This window comes from Staphylococcus ratti, from assembly GCF_020883535.1.
Classification (GTDB): Bacteria; Bacillota; Bacilli; order Staphylococcales; family Staphylococcaceae; genus Staphylococcus; species Staphylococcus ratti.
This window is the reverse complement of sequence record NZ_CP086654.1, coordinates 1,291,701-1,308,165: the sequence shown is the minus strand read 5'-3', so window position 1 is coordinate 1,308,165 and position 16,465 is coordinate 1,291,701. Positions and strand designations below refer to the sequence as shown.

Annotated in this window: 17 protein-coding genes and 1 riboswitch; of the genes, 10 read left to right on the top strand and 7 right to left on the bottom strand. The window is 35.2% G+C overall.

Translation table 11 applies throughout. The features are described 5' to 3' along the window. Positions 1–38: 38 nt before the first annotated feature. A riboswitch (Lysine riboswitch) is annotated at positions 39–215 on the top strand. Positions 216–333: 118 nt separating this feature from the next. The 7 genes from LN051_RS06370 (at position 334) to lysA (ending at position 7,340) form a co-directional block, all read left to right on the top strand. After that, entirely contained in the window at positions 334–1,317 is a 984-nt protein-coding gene (locus LN051_RS06370) for an aspartate-semialdehyde dehydrogenase (protein WP_229291713.1), read from the top strand. Between the two features lie 22 nt (positions 1,318–1,339). Next, a complete protein-coding gene (gene dapA / locus LN051_RS06365) occupies positions 1,340–2,218 on the top strand; it encodes a 4-hydroxy-tetrahydrodipicolinate synthase (protein ID WP_229291712.1) in 879 nt (292 codons plus the stop codon). Continuing rightward, the gene (gene dapB, locus LN051_RS06360) at positions 2,215–2,937 is read left to right on the top strand and encodes a 4-hydroxy-tetrahydrodipicolinate reductase (protein WP_229291711.1); all 723 of its coding nucleotides are present in this window, start codon (positions 2,215–2,217) and stop codon (positions 2,935–2,937) included. The genes dapA and dapB overlap by 4 nt, the downstream gene beginning before the upstream one ends. A 16-nt stretch (positions 2,938–2,953) precedes the next feature. After that, positions 2,954–3,673, top strand: a complete 720-nt coding sequence (gene dapD / locus LN051_RS06355) for a 2,3,4,5-tetrahydropyridine-2,6-dicarboxylate N-acetyltransferase (protein WP_229291710.1) — start codon at positions 2,954–2,956, stop codon at positions 3,671–3,673. A gap of 180 nt (positions 3,674–3,853) precedes the next feature. Then, complete coding sequence (locus tag LN051_RS06350) at positions 3,854–5,002, top strand: M20 metallopeptidase family protein (RefSeq protein ID WP_229291709.1); 1,149 nt, start codon at positions 3,854–3,856, stop codon at positions 5,000–5,002. Between the two features lie 2 nt (positions 5,003–5,004). Further along, positions 5,005–6,075, top strand: coding sequence for an alanine racemase (alr, locus tag LN051_RS06345; protein WP_229291708.1), 1,071 nt, complete (start codon positions 5,005–5,007; stop codon positions 6,073–6,075). Continuing rightward, positions 6,075–7,340: a diaminopimelate decarboxylase gene (gene lysA / locus LN051_RS06340; RefSeq protein WP_229291707.1), complete on the top strand. Its 1,266-nt coding sequence runs from the start codon at positions 6,075–6,077 to the stop codon at positions 7,338–7,340. Before alr ends, lysA begins: the two co-directional genes overlap by 1 nt. A 163-nt stretch (positions 7,341–7,503) precedes the next feature. Here the strand turns inward: lysA and cspA are convergent, their stop codons facing one another. Both cspA and LN051_RS06330 read right to left on the bottom strand, forming a co-directional pair. Continuing rightward, on the bottom strand, positions 7,504–7,704 hold the full coding sequence (gene cspA / locus LN051_RS06335; RefSeq protein ID WP_001831260.1) for a cold shock protein CspA: 201 nt from the start codon (positions 7,702–7,704) through the stop codon (positions 7,504–7,506). A gap of 178 nt (positions 7,705–7,882) precedes the next feature. Further along, positions 7,883–8,191, bottom strand: a complete 309-nt coding sequence (locus tag LN051_RS06330; protein WP_229291706.1) for a DUF1033 family protein — start codon at positions 8,189–8,191, stop codon at positions 7,883–7,885. Between the two features lie 318 nt (positions 8,192–8,509). Here LN051_RS06330 and LN051_RS06325 point away from each other — a divergent pair, with 318 nt between their 5' ends. The 3 genes from LN051_RS06325 to LN051_RS06315 are packed head-to-tail and all read left to right on the top strand — an operon-like array spanning position 8,510 to position 10,627. Then, positions 8,510–8,779, top strand: a complete 270-nt coding sequence (locus LN051_RS06325) for an acylphosphatase (RefSeq protein ID WP_229291705.1) — start codon at positions 8,510–8,512, stop codon at positions 8,777–8,779. A 22-nt stretch (positions 8,780–8,801) separates the two neighbouring features. Further along, positions 8,802–9,437: a 5-bromo-4-chloroindolyl phosphate hydrolysis family protein gene (locus LN051_RS06320; protein WP_229291704.1), complete on the top strand. Its 636-nt coding sequence runs from the start codon at positions 8,802–8,804 to the stop codon at positions 9,435–9,437. Continuing rightward, the gene (locus LN051_RS06315) at positions 9,434–10,627 is read left to right on the top strand and encodes a toxic anion resistance protein (RefSeq protein WP_229291703.1); all 1,194 of its coding nucleotides are present in this window, start codon (positions 9,434–9,436) and stop codon (positions 10,625–10,627) included. The genes LN051_RS06320 and LN051_RS06315 overlap by 4 nt, the downstream gene beginning before the upstream one ends. A gap of 117 nt (positions 10,628–10,744) precedes the next feature. On the opposite strand, the gene brnQ3 is transcribed toward LN051_RS06315, so the two are convergent. From brnQ3 to LN051_RS06290, 5 genes are all read right to left on the bottom strand, one after another. Beyond that, complete coding sequence (gene brnQ3, locus LN051_RS06310) at positions 10,745–12,091, bottom strand: branched-chain amino acid-like transporter carrier protein BrnQ3 (RefSeq protein WP_229291702.1); 1,347 nt, start codon at positions 12,089–12,091, stop codon at positions 10,745–10,747. 120 nt (positions 12,092–12,211) lie between these two features. After that, a complete protein-coding gene (locus tag LN051_RS06305) occupies positions 12,212–14,101 on the bottom strand; it encodes a vWA domain-containing protein (protein WP_229291701.1) in 1,890 nt (629 codons plus the stop codon). An 11-nt stretch (positions 14,102–14,112) separates the two neighbouring features. Beyond that, positions 14,113–14,916 (bottom strand): ATP-binding protein, encoded by an 804-nt coding sequence (locus tag LN051_RS06300; RefSeq protein WP_229291700.1) that lies wholly within the window; start codon positions 14,914–14,916, stop codon positions 14,113–14,115. 68 nt (positions 14,917–14,984) lie between these two features. After that, positions 14,985–15,188 carry a DUF6501 family protein gene (locus LN051_RS06295; RefSeq protein ID WP_229291699.1) on the bottom strand — a complete coding sequence of 68 codons (204 nt, stop codon included), beginning with the start codon at positions 15,186–15,188 and terminating at the stop codon, positions 14,985–14,987. Positions 15,189–15,204: 16 nt separating this feature from the next. Further along, on the bottom strand, positions 15,205–16,017 hold the full coding sequence (locus tag LN051_RS06290; protein ID WP_229291698.1) for a VOC family protein: 813 nt from the start codon (positions 16,015–16,017) through the stop codon (positions 15,205–15,207). Positions 16,018–16,465: the final 448 nt, after the last annotated feature.

Genomic DNA, 16,465 nt, shown 5'->3' with positions numbered 1-16,465 from the left:
GTGAGCGCTATGTATAATGAGAAACATAACAATTAAATCATTACTGATGAGGCGCATCAATCATGAGTAGATATATCGATATTGCCTGCAAGCAAAATATATCCAAAGGGTGAGATGCCGAAATAAACAGGAATTGCAGATACTGTTTATTGGATTCTACGGTTAAGAGCTAAGAATCTGTCATTATTTACTAATAATGGAGTGCATCGCTTGTATATAAAAAGTAACAAGTTCGCACCCCGAACTTGTTTTTTTGTATATTCAGAGCCTTCAATTTAGTCCCCTCTTAAAAACAGGGTAGCAAACATAAAAATACAAATGGAGTGAACGAACATGACAAAATTAGCAGTTGTAGGTGCAACAGGATTAGTAGGAACAAAAATATTAGAAACAATTGAACGTAAAGGAATCCCTTTTGATGAGCTCGTCTTATTTTCATCTCCCCGTTCAGCTGGTCAAAAAATTTCATTTAAAGGTAAGACCTACACTGTTCAAGTGTTGACTGAAGCAGCTACTGATGGTCAATTTGATTATGTATTGATGAGCGCGGGAGGACGTACAAGCGAACAATTTGCGCCACTTTTTGAACAGCATGGAGCTATTGTAATTGATAATTCTAGCCAATGGCGTATGACAAACGATATCGATTTAGTTGTACCTGAAGTCAATGAACCTACATTTAAACGTGGTATCATTGCCAATCCTAATTGTTCAACAATTCAATCTGTCGTTCCATTAAAACCATTACACGATCAATTTGGTTTAAAACGGGTCGCTTATACAACGTATCAAGCTGTTTCGGGCTCTGGAATGCAAGGCAAAAAAGATCTTGAAGATGGTGCGAAAGGTGTTGAACCTAAAGCCTATCCCCACCCTATTTATAACAATGTCTTACCTCATATCGATGTGTTTTTAGAAAATGATTACACTAAAGAAGAACAAAAAATGATTGATGAAACACGTAAAATTTTAAACTTACCTGATTTAAAAGTTACAGCAACTTGTGTACGTGTACCTGTACAAGACAGTCATAGTGTTCATATAAACGTGACATTAGATAAAACAGCCACTGTAGAAGAGATTCGCGATTTGTTTAAACGTGATTCTCGCATCGTTTTAGTAGATCAACCTGACAAAAATGAATATCCTTTAGCAATTCATTCAACTGGTAAAGATGATGTATTTGTAGGACGTATCCGAAAAGACGACTCTTTAGACAATACATTTCATATTTGGTGTACGTCTGACAACTTATTGAAAGGTGCAGCATTGAACGCAGTGCAAGTATTAGAGCAAGTTTTAAAACTTAAAGCTTAAATTTCGAAGGGAGTCAGATATTATGACACACATTTTTGAAGGAACAGGCGTGGCACTCATCACCCCTTTTTCAAATAATGAAGTGGACTATCAGGCCATTAGAAATCAAGTGAATTATTTAATTGACAATAACATTCAATCAATTGTAGTGAATGGAACGACTGCAGAAAATCCTACGTTAACAAGTGAGGAAAAAGACAATATTTTAAAAACGGTCATTGAAGAAAATGCTTCACGTGTCCCTATTATTGTAGGAACAGGCACAAACAATACTGAAAATTCAATTCAAGCTTCATTGCGAGCAAAAGCACTTGGAGCAGACGCAATCATGTTGATTACTCCGTATTATCTTAAAACGAGTCAACGTGGTCTCATCGCACATTTTGAAGCGATTGCGAATGCTACGAAGTTACCAGTAGTATTGTATAATGTGCCATCACGTACAAATTCAACTATAGAAGTCGAAACACTCGTACATTTAAGTAAAAATCCGTATATTGTTGCTTTAAAAGACGCAACGAATGATTTTGATTATTTCAGTGAACTTCAAAATAAACTCGATTTAGAAGCATTCGCTTTATATAGTGGGAATGATGACAATATTGTGGATTATTATGAACAAGGCGGACACGGCGTCATTTCAGTTGTAGCGAACGTAATCCCTGCTGCCTTTCAGGATATCTATAAAAATCATGAACAACGCGCCTTACGTTTTCAACCGATTGCTCAACTATTAGAAGCGATGACTGTAGACGTGAATCCGATTCCTATTAAATATTTAGCATCACTAGAAGGATTTGGTCAGTACGAAGTGCGCCTTCCGCTTGTACCTTTAAATGAAGAAGAACAGCAACGTTTAAAAGAAGCGTATCAACAATATAAAGTAGGTGTTCAATCTTGAAAATTTTACTGATCGGTTATGGCGCGATGAACCAAAGAGTTGCACGGTTAGCAGAAGAACAAGGGCATGAAATTGTAGGTGTGATTTTGAAGCGTTCGAAAGATGCCGTCCCCTACCCGACTTATACTAAAATAAGTGATGTGAAAACGGCCGATGTGGCGATTGATTTTTCTCATCCCAATTTATTATTGCCGTTGTTAGATGATAGTTTTAATTTACCTTTAGTCATAGCAACTACTGGCGAAAAAGAGGAAATCACAAAAAAACTTCAACAGCTTGGTCAAACGATGCCTGTCTTTTTCAGTGCGAATATGAGTTATGGTGTACATGTATTAACTAAACTTTTAGAGGTTGCTGTGCCCCTTTTACGAGATTATGATATTGAACTTACAGAAGCACATCACAATCAGAAAGTGGATGCACCAAGTGGTACATTAGTTAAATTGTATGACGTTATCAAATCGTTACGTGAGCAAAGTTACCCTGTTCATAACCGACATGAACAAAATGATAAACGTCATCCTGACGAAATCGGCGTCCATGCTCTTCGTGGGGGTACGATTGTAGGTGAACATGATGTATTATTTGCAGGTATTGATGAGACCATAACTCTGACGCATCGAGCGCAATCTAAAGATATTTTTGCAAATGGCGCACTAGAGGCAGCAAAGCAATTAATATATAAGGAAAATGGGTATTATACTTTTGATAACTTATAAGGGAGAGAGGCAATTTATGGTAAAAAATTTTACAGCAGAAGAAATTATTCAATATATTAGTGATGCGAAAAAATCTACACCGATTAAAGTTTATATCAATGGTGAATTTAGTGAAGTCTCATTTCCAGATCAATTTAACGTATTTGGGTCGGAAAATTCTAAAGTAATCTTTTGTGAAGCGGAAGATTGGAAAATATTTTATGAAGCGCATCAAATGTTGATTCAAGATTTGGAAATTGAAATGGATCGTAGAAATTCAGCGATACCGCTTAAGGACTTAACGAACACCAATGCCCGCATCGAACCAGGTGCTTTCATTCGCGAACATGCAGTGATTGGAGATGGCGCGGTGGTTATGATGGGTGCCACAGTGAATATCGGTGCTATTGTAGGTGAAGGTACAATGATTGATATGAATGCGACGCTCGGTGGACGTGCAACGACAGGAAAGAATGTCCATGTAGGTGCTGGTGCAGTTTTAGCAGGTGTGATTGAGCCTCCTAGTGCAGAACCAGTCGTAATTGAAGATAATGTACTTATTGGAGCTAATGCGGTTATTTTAGAAGGCGTACGTGTCGGCGAAGGCGCTATCGTTGCAGCAGGTGCAATTGTTACACAAGACGTTCCGGCAGGTGCAGTTGTCGCGGGTACACCTGCAAAAGTCATTAAACAAACGCATGAAGTAGAAGATTCTAAACGTGAAATTGTATCTGCTTTACGTAAATTAGACGATTAAGAAATAAAGCACATTTAAATAACGTATTCGTTTTATACAAAGCGACTGATGAGCTAAGTGCTCAATATTTTTCATATCGGGAGAAGAATATTAGAAGGAACGAAAAGCAAATGGCGCTATCGTGTCTTTCTAACTTTTCTCCCCTTTCTTATATCAAAAAAGAAATTAGAGGTGAGTAACATGGATGAACTTCAATTTGTTAAAACACATCGCAGATATTTACACCAACACCCTGAACTAAGTTTAAAAGAATACCGTACTACGGAATATATCGAACAATTTTTAAAATTATTAAATGTCCCGTATAAGCGTCCGCTTGAAACGGGAATTATTGCTTATCTTGAGGGGCAAAGTGATGAAACGTTAGCTTTTCGTGCAGATATCGATGCTTTGCCAATTCATGAACAAAATAACATTGATTATCGAAGTGAATTTGATAATAAAATGCATGCATGCGGGCATGATGGTCACACGACAGCGTTAATGCTTTTTGTAAAACGTTGTAAAGCTCTTTTCGATAAGGGGACATTACCTCATAATGTAGTTTTTATTTTTCAACCTGCTGAAGAATCAGGTGGCGGCGCTAACCTTTTAATTAAGGCAAATGCCTTTGACGATTATGATATTAAAGCAATCTATGGTGTACACGTCATGCCGTTTGTAGAGGAAGGTTCGATTGCTATACGCGACGATGAAATCACAGCAAGTGCGACAGAGTATCGTTTTCATTTGAAAGGTCAATCGAGCCACGTAGCCAATAAAGAACAAGGTCGTTCTGCGGGAGAAGCTTTGCATCATGTCATAACACAATTATCACAAATTCAACATTACCACTTAAATGGACTCCAACGTAATATCGTTCATATTGGTCGTTTTAATGCGGGAGAAGCGACGAATACTGTACCATCTAATGGCTATTTAGAAGGTACAATTCGTACTTATAGCATGGAGGATTTAGACATTATAAAAACACAAATGCAAAAAATAGCAGAAAGTGTTCATAGTTTATTTGAAGTAGATTGTACTGTAACGTTTGCTGAAGGTTATCCCCCTACGCTAAATAATCCAAATTTAAAGAAATATGTGGTTGAAAGTATTGAATACAATGGCAATAAAGTCATAGAAAATGATACGCCATACTTATTTGGTGAAGACTTTAGCTTCTATAGTCAAATTGCTCCTAGTTATTTTGTATTTTTTGGGACTAGGAATGAACAGAAACAGTTTGTAAGCGGGTTACATACCCCCCATTTAAATTTTGATGAACATATTTTAATACGCATTGCAGATTATTATGAACGACTGTTATTCAATTACAATGAGGTGTAAATATGACGGCGATTTGGCAAGTAGATGAACATATCTTTCAAAAAAATGTAAGGAGTGTAAAGGGAAATGATGCAATGATGGCTGTTGTTAAAAATAATGCTTATAATTACGGATTAGACTTTGCTGTTAAAGCCTTTTTAGAGGAAGGCATCAATACATTCAGTACGACTTCCCTTTCTGAAGCAATCCGTATTAGAGCATTAGCGCCCCATGCAACCATTTTTTTAATGAATATAAGCTATGATTTTGATTCAATACGAAAATATCAAATTCATATGACATTACCGTCGGCGGCATTTTATTTTGAATATAAATCACAACTTTATGACATTCACGTTCATTTAGAATATGAAAATTTATTGCATCGATCTGGTTTGAAAAACTTAGAAGAAATACAAAGTGTACTTAAAGACCATACAAAAAACCAGAAAAATAAAATGAATATTTCTGGTTTGTGGACGCATTTTGGTTATGCTGATGAGTTCGATGTGAACGATTATGAAATTGAAAAGAAATTGTGGTTAGAACTTGTAACGGCGTTGCTAAATGAAGGATACACATTCGATTTTATTCATGCACAAAATAGTGCGAGTTATATGAGAGAGGAAGGCATTTTTCCTTATCATACACATGCGCGTATAGGTATCGCGTTGTACGGCTCTCGCCCCTATGCTGCGTTACCTCGCCAAGCGATACAACAAGCCCTCACCTTGCGTGCAAATGTCATCCAAATTCGAACAATCCATAAAGATGAACATTGTGGTTATAGTTTTGCATTTACAGCATCAAAAAACAATACAAAACTTGCTGTCGTTGACATCGGTTACGGCGACGGTGTTTTACGGACACGTGCGCAACATGAAGTGTTAATTAATGGAAAAAGTTATCCTATCCGTGCCCTCATGATGAGCCATATGTTTGTAGAAGTCGACGATTCAGTCAAAGCACAAGATGATGTCATCTTATATAACGAAATATTACGTATTGATGATTATACATTTAAAGGTGTAGGCGCAAATTCTGAACAATTAAGCGCGTTAAATTTAGATTCTTTAATAAAGGAGTATCGATAATGACAGTGTTATATAATCACAATGGAGAACTCACAATAGGAAATACAAACTTAAAAACACTTGCACAAAGTTTTGGAACCCCTACGATTGTGTATGACGAAATGTATATACGCCAACAAATGCGGCGTTATCATGACGCTTTTCAAAAAACGGGGATCGCGTATGTATTGTCTTATGCTTCAAAAGCTTTTACGTGTATTCAAATGGTAAAATTAGCAGCAGAAGAAAATTTTGATTTGGATGTTGTTTCGATTGGAGAATTGTATACTGCTTTAGAAGCGGGATATGATGCGAGTCGAATCCACTTTCACGGCAATAACAAAACAAAAGAAGAAATTCAATATGCTTTAAATAGTGGAATTGGCTATTTTGTTGTTGATGCACTTGATGAAATTGCGTTAATTGATCAATATGCCTCAAATGCAGTAGATGTACTTTTACGTGTGAATCCAGGAGTAGAAGCGCACACACATGAGTTTATACAAACGGGGCAAGAGAAAAGCAAATTTGGGCTTTCGATTAAATATGGGCTTGCAGATCAAGCAGTTCAACAAATTAAAGAGAGTCAACATTTGAACCTTAAAGGAATTCATTTTCATATTGGGTCACAAATTGAAGAAACAACAGCTATGAAAGAAACGGCAAAGATGGTATTAAAATGGCTTAAAGAAAGCGCATTAGAAATAGAACTGTTAAATATTGGTGGTGGGTTTAGCGTTCGATATATTGAAGGAGATCATGCTTTCAATATTGAAAAAGGCATTCCTGAAATTGTGGAGAATATTAAATCAACATGTCATGATTTAAATTACCCTTTACCTATGATCAGCATCGAACCAGGACGTTCTATAGTAGCAGAGGCAGGTGTGACATTATATGAAGTTGGATCGATTAAAGAAATTCCTAATGTAAATAAGTATGTCTCTGTCGACGGTGGTATGAGTGATCATATACGAACAGCTTTATATGATGCGAAATACCAAGTGAAGCTCGTCAATCGAGATGAGATAGCGGATGAAACCGTTACAATTTCTGGAAAATTATGTGAATCGGGAGACATTTTAATTCACGAGGCACAATTACCTAAAAGTGTGAAACGTGGAGATTATTTAGCGATATTGTCCACGGGTGCATATCATTACAGTATGGCTTCAAACTATAATCAAATTCAAAAGCCAGCTGTCTATTTTGTCAAAAATGGGAAAGCTAGAGAAGTTATCAAACGCCAATCTTTACGCCAATTAATTATTAATGACGTAAAATAACACTTCAATATCGTGAACAGGATTTGGAGAGCGCGAGCGGATATGTGTTATGGGAAGCGGTTGAACGATATCTCATCGTTCCCCTTCCCTTTTTATTTAATAAAATAAAAAAACAGTGAAGCGATCCTCACTGTTTTGTATTAGTCAATATTGCATCTATTTATTATAGTTTAACAACGTTTGCAGCTTGTGGACCGCGGTCGCCTTCAACTACTTCAAATTCAACTGATTGACCTTCTTCTAATGATTTGTAACCTTCTTGGTTGATAGCTGAGAAGTGTACGAATACGTCATTTTCTCCTTCAACTTCGATAAAACCAAAACCTTTTTCAGCGTTAAACCATTTTACTGTACCTTGTTTCATAATCTGTGAAACCTCCAAGACTAAAATTCAATATGCGCTATTCGCATATTACAAAAAATACTATTTTAACATTGTAAAGTACTAAAATATTCTTTGCAATATGGAATAATGCCATTGCTTAAAAACTATTATACGTGAACACTACACGATTTGCAATATCGAAATGAAAATTTTTAGTTTAATCAATTAAAGGGAGATTATAATAAATTTTTTCATCGTTTAATATGATAAAACTATCAAATAGTTGTAAATCTTCATCACAATGTTCACAATAATTCATATCGCAATTATTATAAAAAGTATACATGTTATGTTTGCCTACTACACAATTATCGTAGGTAGATTTAGCTTCTTTAATCAACTGTTCATATGTATTCATAAATGATGAATATGTTTCAAAGTAGTAAGTTTCAATGATATGTTCCATCCAGTCGTCAAACAACCACCAACCTTCATAATCAGTGCGTATTTTCGTCACTTCCCACATTGTAAGTCCCCCCGTTCTAAATGTAACAATTCTCAAAGTAATATTTTTTGAGTTGAAATGCAAGTAAAAGCATATATTTACCTTTGCTAATTAATAATTATATTATTACGTTAAAGTTAAAGAAGCGCCATCAAAATGCATTGAGTTACTTACAACGCGCTTCCCATATTTCTAAAAGGTCTAGAATGCTGTGGAGTCATTATAGATAGGACGAATATATAAGTATGAACACCTAAGCTAATCTATATGCGAACTAGCCGGCTAATTATTAGTTTTTTACGACAAAAATACGTATAATTGTAGTAAGAGGTGGTTGGAATGAAACATAATTTTATAAGTGTTTATGGACGTGTTCAAGGCGTCGGTTTTCGTTATTTTACGCAAAGATTAGCACAAAAATATAATATAAAAGGTTATGTGAAAAATGTTCAAGACTTTGTTGAAATCGATGCTCAAGGAGAAGATGAAGCATTGCGACAATTTACAGATGCTGTTATTAAAGGGGCCTCCCCTGCTTCGGAAGTTCGAGAGTATACTATAGAAGAACGTGAAATCGACCAGCACTTAACAACTTTTAAAACGGAATGAGGATAAATAAAGGAAGATGAGTATGAGATATCAAATTTCAAGGGTTTTTGGAGTATTTGCAGGCGTTCCAGTTGCGGTAATTGCTTTTTTCACTAGTATTTTAACTTTAGATATTTCGTTTATATTGGATATGCTCATTGGGTCAGTCGGCTTTGTTTTAGGATATATCCCTACTCAAAGATTGACATCAAGAAGTTACTTAAAAGAAATCAATTTGACCCGAAAAGATTATCGCTATATTATGCATCAAATTAATACCGCACAAAGTAAGATAAAGCGTATTTTTAAAACCTTTATAAATGTTCGTTCTATTAATGATTTTAAGCTTGTCAATGATATTTATCGCATTTCAAGAACGGTGAATGCAACAGTACGTCAACGACCAGATCAGTTTTTTAATATTGAGAGTTTTTATTACACACATATAGATAATGCACTTAATTTAATTGAAAGTTATACAAGACTTGCCAAAATGCCGATGAAATCAAATGGAGAGCGTCAGATGTTACAACAAACACGTATCACTTTAGAAGAAGTAAGACGTACACTAGTGGCAGATTTGAAGCAAGTCAATGCGCAAGATTTTGAACAACTTGATACTGAGATGAGACTCAATAAAATTTATCAAAAACGTAAAGAAATGGAGCATGAAAAATGAGAGATAATGATTTTTCAAATTTAGAGCAAGGTCATCCTCTTGATCAATATTTCAATTCATTTGAAAAAAGTGAGTTAGAAGTGAATCAAGGGAATGCACTTCAGCACCAAACGACCCAAACTGAAAAACCAAATTTTTCAAAACAAGATGAAGAGAAGATTAAAACTTTGTCGGAACAAATAAAGCCACTTGATCATGACAGTTTGTTACACTTTGGCGCTAATGCACAATCACATCTTTCACAATTCTCTCATCAAATGTTAAATGAAATTCAATCGAAAGATGTTGGTCCCATTGGTGAAACGTTAGAAAACTTAATGAAAAAGTTAAAAGAAGTAAATCCTGAAGATTTATCACAAAAAAATCAAGGTGTTTTAAAAAGAATTTTCAAGCGCTCGAAACATTCGATGCAACAACTCTTCTCTCGCATGCAATCAGTAAGTTCTCAAGTTGATAGAATTTCAGTTGATCTTGATAAAAATAAATCATTACTCGTAAAAGATATCAAGTTACTTGATCAGTTATATACACAAAATAAAGATTACTATGATGTGTTAAATTTATATATTGCTGCAGCTGAACAAAAAAAGCATGAGATTCAAACGAATGTTTTACCTGAAATGCGTAAGAAAGTGAATCAAAGTGATAATCAAATGGTAGTTCAAGACGTTGCAGATATGGAACAATTTGTAGACCGATTAGAAAAACGAATTTATGATTTACAATTATCGAGACAAATTACTTTGCAATCTGCTCCTCAAATACGCATGATCCAAAATATTAATCAAGCCTTAGCGGAAAAGATTCAAAGTTCTATTTTAACAAGTATTCCTTTATGGAAAAATCAAATGGCGATTGCCTTAACTTTGCAACGTCAAAATAAAGCAGCTATTGCGCAAAAACAAGTTACAGATACAACGAATGAAATTCTAATTCGCAATTCTGAAATGCTACGCCAAAATGCGCGTATGACAGCCGAAGAAAACGAACGTGGCATAGTAGATATTGAAACGTTAAAAACGACGCAAGATAATATTATCCAAACAATTGAAGAAACGTTACAAATTCAAGCGGAAGGTCGTCAAAAACGCCAGCAAGCAGAGAAAGATTTGCAACAGTTAGAAGCACGTTTACGTGAACGATTAGGTGATGCAAAATCCCAAAAGAACCAAACGGATTTGTATCATTAAATATGAATGTATTGAGATGAGCGGCGAAGCACCATTGCTTCGTCGCTTTTTATCGTATAAAGATACTGCCTACAAAGTGGATAACTTTGTAGGCAGTATGAGTAATAAGCTTACTTATTATTCTTTTTCATAAACAATGAGTTTTGAACTTTTAACAAAAGCACCAATAATATACGCGATAATTAGAGTGACTACCATAATCGGGAACCATTCTAGTGCGAATTGATGTAATGGTAATTTACCAATAAAACCGATTGTTATCCATCCTTTAGTATGAATTACACTTAAAATAGATTCGATTGCAATAACGATAATTGTAATCTGCTGTGTAATACGGCGAGTTGGGATGAAACGTGCAATTAAAATTAATAACACTGTAGTAATCGCAACTGGATAAATAATAGATAATACAGGGATAGATAATTGAATCACTGCATTTAATCCTAAATTTGATAAGAATAAACTAATCAATGTAAAGACTATAACAAACACTTTATAAGAGACTTTAGGGAATAATTTGTGGAAATATTCACTAACTGCTACTACAAGTCCACAAGCCGTTGTTAAACAAGCTAATGCAACAATAATACCAAGTAAATATTTACCAAATGCCCCGTATCCAGTATTGGCCATTGTGACAAGTAAATGTGCACCAATATTTTGTTTGTTTGCAATAAGTTGATTCATTGTTGATTCAGATAACACGATATGATTACCGATAAAACCTAATGAAATGTATATAACAGCTAAAGCAAAAGCAGCAATCAAGCCTGCTAATGCAGTTTGTTTAAAGATTTGATTTGCATGTTTTACACCTGTCGCTTTGATTGCATTAATTACAATCATTGAGAAAGCAATGGCAGCAATTGCATCCATCGTTAAATAGCCTTCAGTGAATCCTTTTGAAAAACCAGCTAGAGTAGATGAATAAACCGTAGGGTCTTCTTGATTATGAGGTCCTCCGCCAAAATCGATAAATCCTTTTACAATCATTGCTAAAATCGTAACGAGTAATAATGGTGTTAAAATAGCGCCAATACGGTCGACGATTTTACCTGGGTTTAAGCAGAGATACAAAACAATAGCAAAGTAAATAAGTGTAAAAATTAATAAAGCAATTGGATTGCTTGTTCCGATAATCGGTGTGATTGTCATCTCAAACGATGTTGACGCTGTTCGTGGGATTGCAAATAGCGGTCCAATCGTTAAATAAATCGCAACCAAGAAAATAATAGAAAACGCAGGATGAATCTTATTTATCGCTCCGACATAGCCTTGTTTATCTAATGCGCCTACTACAATACCTAATAATGGTAACCCAATACCGGTTAAAACAAATGCTAAAATAGATGGCCAAAAGTATTGACCGCTCGCAAGTCCTAAATTTGGTGGGAAAATTAAGTTACCCGCCCCAAAGAAAATGGCAAATAACATAAACCCGATGACAAGTGTATTTTTGTTCATAGTGCTACTCCTTCAATAAAACTTTTAAAATTTCTGCTTCATTCTATCACATAAAAATAGTAGAGTCTATAAGATTTCTGAAAATTTGAAAATATTTTCGCGATTTTTAGCTTTAATGCGCTAAAATGACTGTAATAGCAACTTTTTCAGTAGTGGGGATAATAAACTTGGCAGATTTTCTACCCCTTCTACAAAGATTGCAAAGTCCCCATAAATATTGTGAATCGTTTGTTCTGTGGCTTCAGTGATTGGTGCTTGGCTTAAAAAGACATTGAATACTTCTATGTCTAATTTTCGACTATTTTCAACGGCCTCATATGTGTCTAGTATCCCATCTTGGCTATAATTGAATGCTGAAGGTTCGCCATCAGAAAAAACGATGAGAAACTTTTGCTTTTCAGAACGTGTTAATAGTCTTTCGCTAGCAATACGTATTGCCACCCCATCACGATTATCATCTTGTGGTGTTAAAGACATAATTTTAGGGGCTTCGGTTTGATGAATAGATTGGTGATATTGGATGATTTCATCAATGATATTTGGTTGATGTGTTGCATCGGCGTCAAACGCATCTTCATTAAATGCAAGGATTTCATGACGTACGTTAAGGGATTTTAACGTTTCGTGGAATAAAACTATGCCTTTAATCGTCTCATCCATCTTATCGTGCATGCTAGCAGAAGCATCAATAAGCAATGTAAATGTGGCATCAAAACTTTGACTTAAGTCCGCCTTTTTATAAAATACTTTGTATTGATCATCTACAAACCAATTAATAAGATTCTTTTGTAAACGGCCTTTAGTTAAGTTGTTACGTTTATCTTGATATTCACGCTCAATCGTTTTTTTAATAATTTGAATTAAGTCCCTTATTTCGTATTGTACAGATTGTTCTACTTTCGAATACGCTTCAAAATATTCAGGTTTAATTTGAGGCCTCCGCCACTTAATTTCGACGAATTGATTGATTCCAGATAAGGCTAATAACGGATGGCGACCGTGAAGGGGACCACCTTCTTCGCTATCCATAACATTATTAGTTCCTTGTCCCTTTTTAGATTCCATTTGAGACATATCATCAGAACTATCGCCTTCCCTAGCTGTGTCATTATCACTTAAAACATCACTATTTTGACCTTCGTGAAGTTCCATTTCAAGATAGGCACCACCAGAAGTTTCGCTATCAGCCGGTTTGGATTCAACATTTTCAGTATCGGCCATTTCGGTCTCGCCTGTTTCTCCGTCAACCTGTGCGGCATCTATACGCTTAATGTCTTCTAGAGTTAAGTCACTTAAAGCTGAATAAACTTTTTGCGGAATATGGTAATATTCGTTAAGCATATCTTCGTTTAACCATTCATCGATTTGAAACATGATGCGTTGTGTTAAAAGCAAACTATCTTCACTGTTTTGTAAATTGAAAAAATCTGGCAAGTATTGATACATAAGTTGTAATATATTTGTTAAACTTTCATGAATTAACGGAACATCGTAAAAGTTTTCGGTTAACAATGTATATTCTAAATTTAAAAATAGCAAATCAGCATAGACGGTTTTAGTACGATACACTTTCATTTGTGTTTCACAGTATTGTTTCCGAATTTGACGTCGTAGTTGAATCATTTTAGACGCACGAGGACGTTGGCGTTCAATTAAGTGAAGAATACGCATTTCTTCGATGAGTTTAAACAGCTGGCGATAAAACTTTGGGTGGATAAACCCTTCCTCGTTGTCCAGTACGTCGTTTACAATTTGTGGGGACATATTGAAGTAACTGTAAGTGGCTAACAATACGTCAGTTTTCAAGCCTGTTTTTTCAATAGTTTCAGGTCGATGTGCCCAAAACGAACTACAAATGACTTCGTTTTGTAGTGCATCATAATATGGGAATTTATGGATTTTGACTTGTGTATCTGGGTTTTTTAATAATAAACGAGATAAATCTTGAAGCATCATCACTTTCATTGCATCTAACTGTTCATCATTAAATAAGATAAAACGGTCACTCATATGTTCACCTTCTAAAAGTTGAGTTCAACGGCATTTTGAACTGCATGTTGTTCTCTTTCGTCTTCCAATTTATCGATAATCGTTCTTTGAATGGCGCGTTCAATAGGAATGATTGTTGCTAAATCACTTAAATCAAGTAGCGCACGAATACTAGCAGCTTCTTCTGAAAGTTGGCCTTGTTTTGTCATTGTACGCAAATCTTCATTAAATTTAATGATTTGACGAATCAGATTAGAATCTTGTAAAAGACTCTGTTCTTGAATGACATCATGCAATGTATTGCCATCAATGTATGCAACATTAATTACTACAAAACGGTTTTTTAAAGCTTCGTTCATCGGTAATGTGCCGACATAGCCTTCATTAATGGCTGCGATAACTTTAAATCCTTCTGCTGCTTTAATCACTTCTCCAGTAAAAGGATTTGTAAGCTGACGTCTATAATCTAAGACGCCATTCAATATAGGTAAAGTTTCTGGTTTCGCCATATTGATTTCATCGATATATAAAATATGGCCTTTTTTCATTGCTTGGATAACTGGGCCATCAATAAAGATGATTTCTTGCTGTCCGTGTTCACCTGTTTGGATTGTTTTAAATCCTAGTAAACTCTCAGCATCTAGATCAACGGAGCAGTTAACTTGGTGCATTGGAATATTTAAAGATTGACTTAATGTTTCTGCCAATTTTGTTTTACCTGAACCCGTAGGCCCTTTTAGTAGAATATTTTTATTTAAATTAAATAGCTTGACTGCATCACCGAAGACATTTTCATCCGCATTCATATATCCCTTAGATAATTGTGTCACTTTCATTCACCCTTCTTAACAAGAAAAAAGACGTGAGTGCCAAGGCACCCCCGCTTTTTGATCTTTTTTAAATTTTATACTTCTTCAAAATATGTTTTATAATAACCGCCAACAAGTCCAGAATTATCTATAATTTGATAATATTCTTCAGTCTCATTTACAACATCGTACGTTTTTCCTACAGTTAACATATCGCTCACTGTAAACTTTTTCGCCTCAGTATGGATGACTTTCACTTGTTTTAATGGTGTTTTATCTTTCCATGTTTCGTGTAACATTGTAGGCTCCTTTCAGTTATTGATCTAAAGTTAAAATAAACGACATCCCGCTCGTATCAGTAATACGAAGCGCATGTGTATTTTCTTGTTTATTTTCGAGTTCTTGATACGGCAATTCATTGCGTTCGAGTTGTTTTAACGCATTTTCAAATTGCGTTGCATCTTTAGTTGTAAACTCGATTTGTTCGACGATTCCAATGTTTGGCAATTGAACTGGAGAAGACGGTTCAAAAAGATGAATTTCAGAGCCTAATCCGCCTTCGTCTTTATGTAATACAATCACTTTAGTGTTGTTATCATCTATCATATATTCTCCAAGCGGTGTGAAATCAAAAACTTTAGTTAAAAGTGTGAATGTCACCCTTATCTCATTCGTTTTGATGATAATAGGACCTAAACCTTGAATTTGGTGTAACGGGTTTACGCTGCTATGCTCATAAGGCATCCCCAATCCTATACCTGTATTATGCTCATTAGAAAATATAGAAAACTTTTGATTCATATCATCATAAAAATGAAAATGCGTATGCCCGTTTAATTGCTCTAGTTTTGAAAATGAAATGTCATTTTCTTCTAAAATAGAGGCATAATTTTCAAGTCCTTCATCTGAAGGGATTCTTAGACCGATAGAAGCAAAATGACGATATTGACTTTGAAGTCCGCCTGGCACTTCAACAAATTGAATTCGAGTTCCAGGAGATAGTTCGGCGTCTCCAAATTGAACTGTGCCCTCACGTTTTTTGTAATTAAGGCCTAACGTATGATGAAATAATTGAATGGTTTGGTTTAAACTCTTGGTTGCTAAAGTCACGCTTCGAATGCCAGTCATATTATTACCTCCACTGTCCGCTTATCAAGTTACACATGTATAAATAAGTGTAACATAAAGCATTTCATTTGTTTAGCTTATGATTTTAAATCTTATTGTAGAATGTAAAATGATTTTTCAACTGTGATGAAATGGCCTCAAGGTCTGTTAAATTAAGCTGAAAAATACTAAGAATGCTGAGTATTTTAACAGAAATTTTGAATTTGAACGATTATTATGTGTTCATAATTCACAGATGCTTTAATTTATAGTATAAGTTAAAAGGTTCTTCATTTTTTATGATGGGGCTGGGACAACGAAATCAAATAGATTTCTGTCCCGCATTTAATGAGAGAATAACAGTTAAAAAGTCACAGTAGCTGTCTGGATTGAAACTTCGCTTACTAGCTCCTTTCAATCCTAGTCAGCCTTGTGGGGGTGGGACAACGAAATCAAATAGATTTCTGTC

Coding starts and splice junctions, on each gene's coding strand:
- LN051_RS06370 (WP_229291713.1), top strand. CDS start 334: ATGACAAAATTAGCAGTTGTAGGTGCAACAGGATTAGTAGGAACAAAA.
- dapA (WP_229291712.1), top strand. CDS start 1,340: ATGACACACATTTTTGAAGGAACAGGCGTGGCACTCATCACCCCTTTT.
- dapD (WP_229291710.1), top strand. CDS start 2,954: ATGGTAAAAAATTTTACAGCAGAAGAAATTATTCAATATATTAGTGAT.
- LN051_RS06350 (WP_229291709.1), top strand. CDS start 3,854: ATGGATGAACTTCAATTTGTTAAAACACATCGCAGATATTTACACCAA.
- alr (WP_229291708.1), top strand. CDS start 5,005: ATGACGGCGATTTGGCAAGTAGATGAACATATCTTTCAAAAAAATGTA.
- lysA (WP_229291707.1), top strand. CDS start 6,075: ATGACAGTGTTATATAATCACAATGGAGAACTCACAATAGGAAATACA.
- cspA (WP_001831260.1), bottom strand. CDS start 7,704: ATGAAACAAGGTACAGTAAAATGGTTTAACGCTGAAAAAGGTTTTGGT.
- LN051_RS06330 (WP_229291706.1), bottom strand. CDS start 8,191: ATGTGGGAAGTGACGAAAATACGCACTGATTATGAAGGTTGGTGGTTG.
- LN051_RS06325 (WP_229291705.1), top strand. CDS start 8,510: ATGAAACATAATTTTATAAGTGTTTATGGACGTGTTCAAGGCGTCGGT.
- LN051_RS06320 (WP_229291704.1), top strand. CDS start 8,802: ATGAGATATCAAATTTCAAGGGTTTTTGGAGTATTTGCAGGCGTTCCA.
- LN051_RS06315 (WP_229291703.1), top strand. CDS start 9,434: ATGAGAGATAATGATTTTTCAAATTTAGAGCAAGGTCATCCTCTTGAT.
- brnQ3 (WP_229291702.1), bottom strand. CDS start 12,091: ATGAACAAAAATACACTTGTCATCGGGTTTATGTTATTTGCCATTTTC.
- LN051_RS06305 (WP_229291701.1), bottom strand. CDS start 14,101: ATGAGTGACCGTTTTATCTTATTTAATGATGAACAGTTAGATGCAATG.
- LN051_RS06300 (WP_229291700.1), bottom strand. CDS start 14,916: ATGAAAGTGACACAATTATCTAAGGGATATATGAATGCGGATGAAAAT.
- LN051_RS06295 (WP_229291699.1), bottom strand. CDS start 15,188: ATGTTACACGAAACATGGAAAGATAAAACACCATTAAAACAAGTGAAA.
- LN051_RS06290 (WP_229291698.1), bottom strand. CDS start 16,017: ATGACTGGCATTCGAAGCGTGACTTTAGCAACCAAGAGTTTAAACCAA.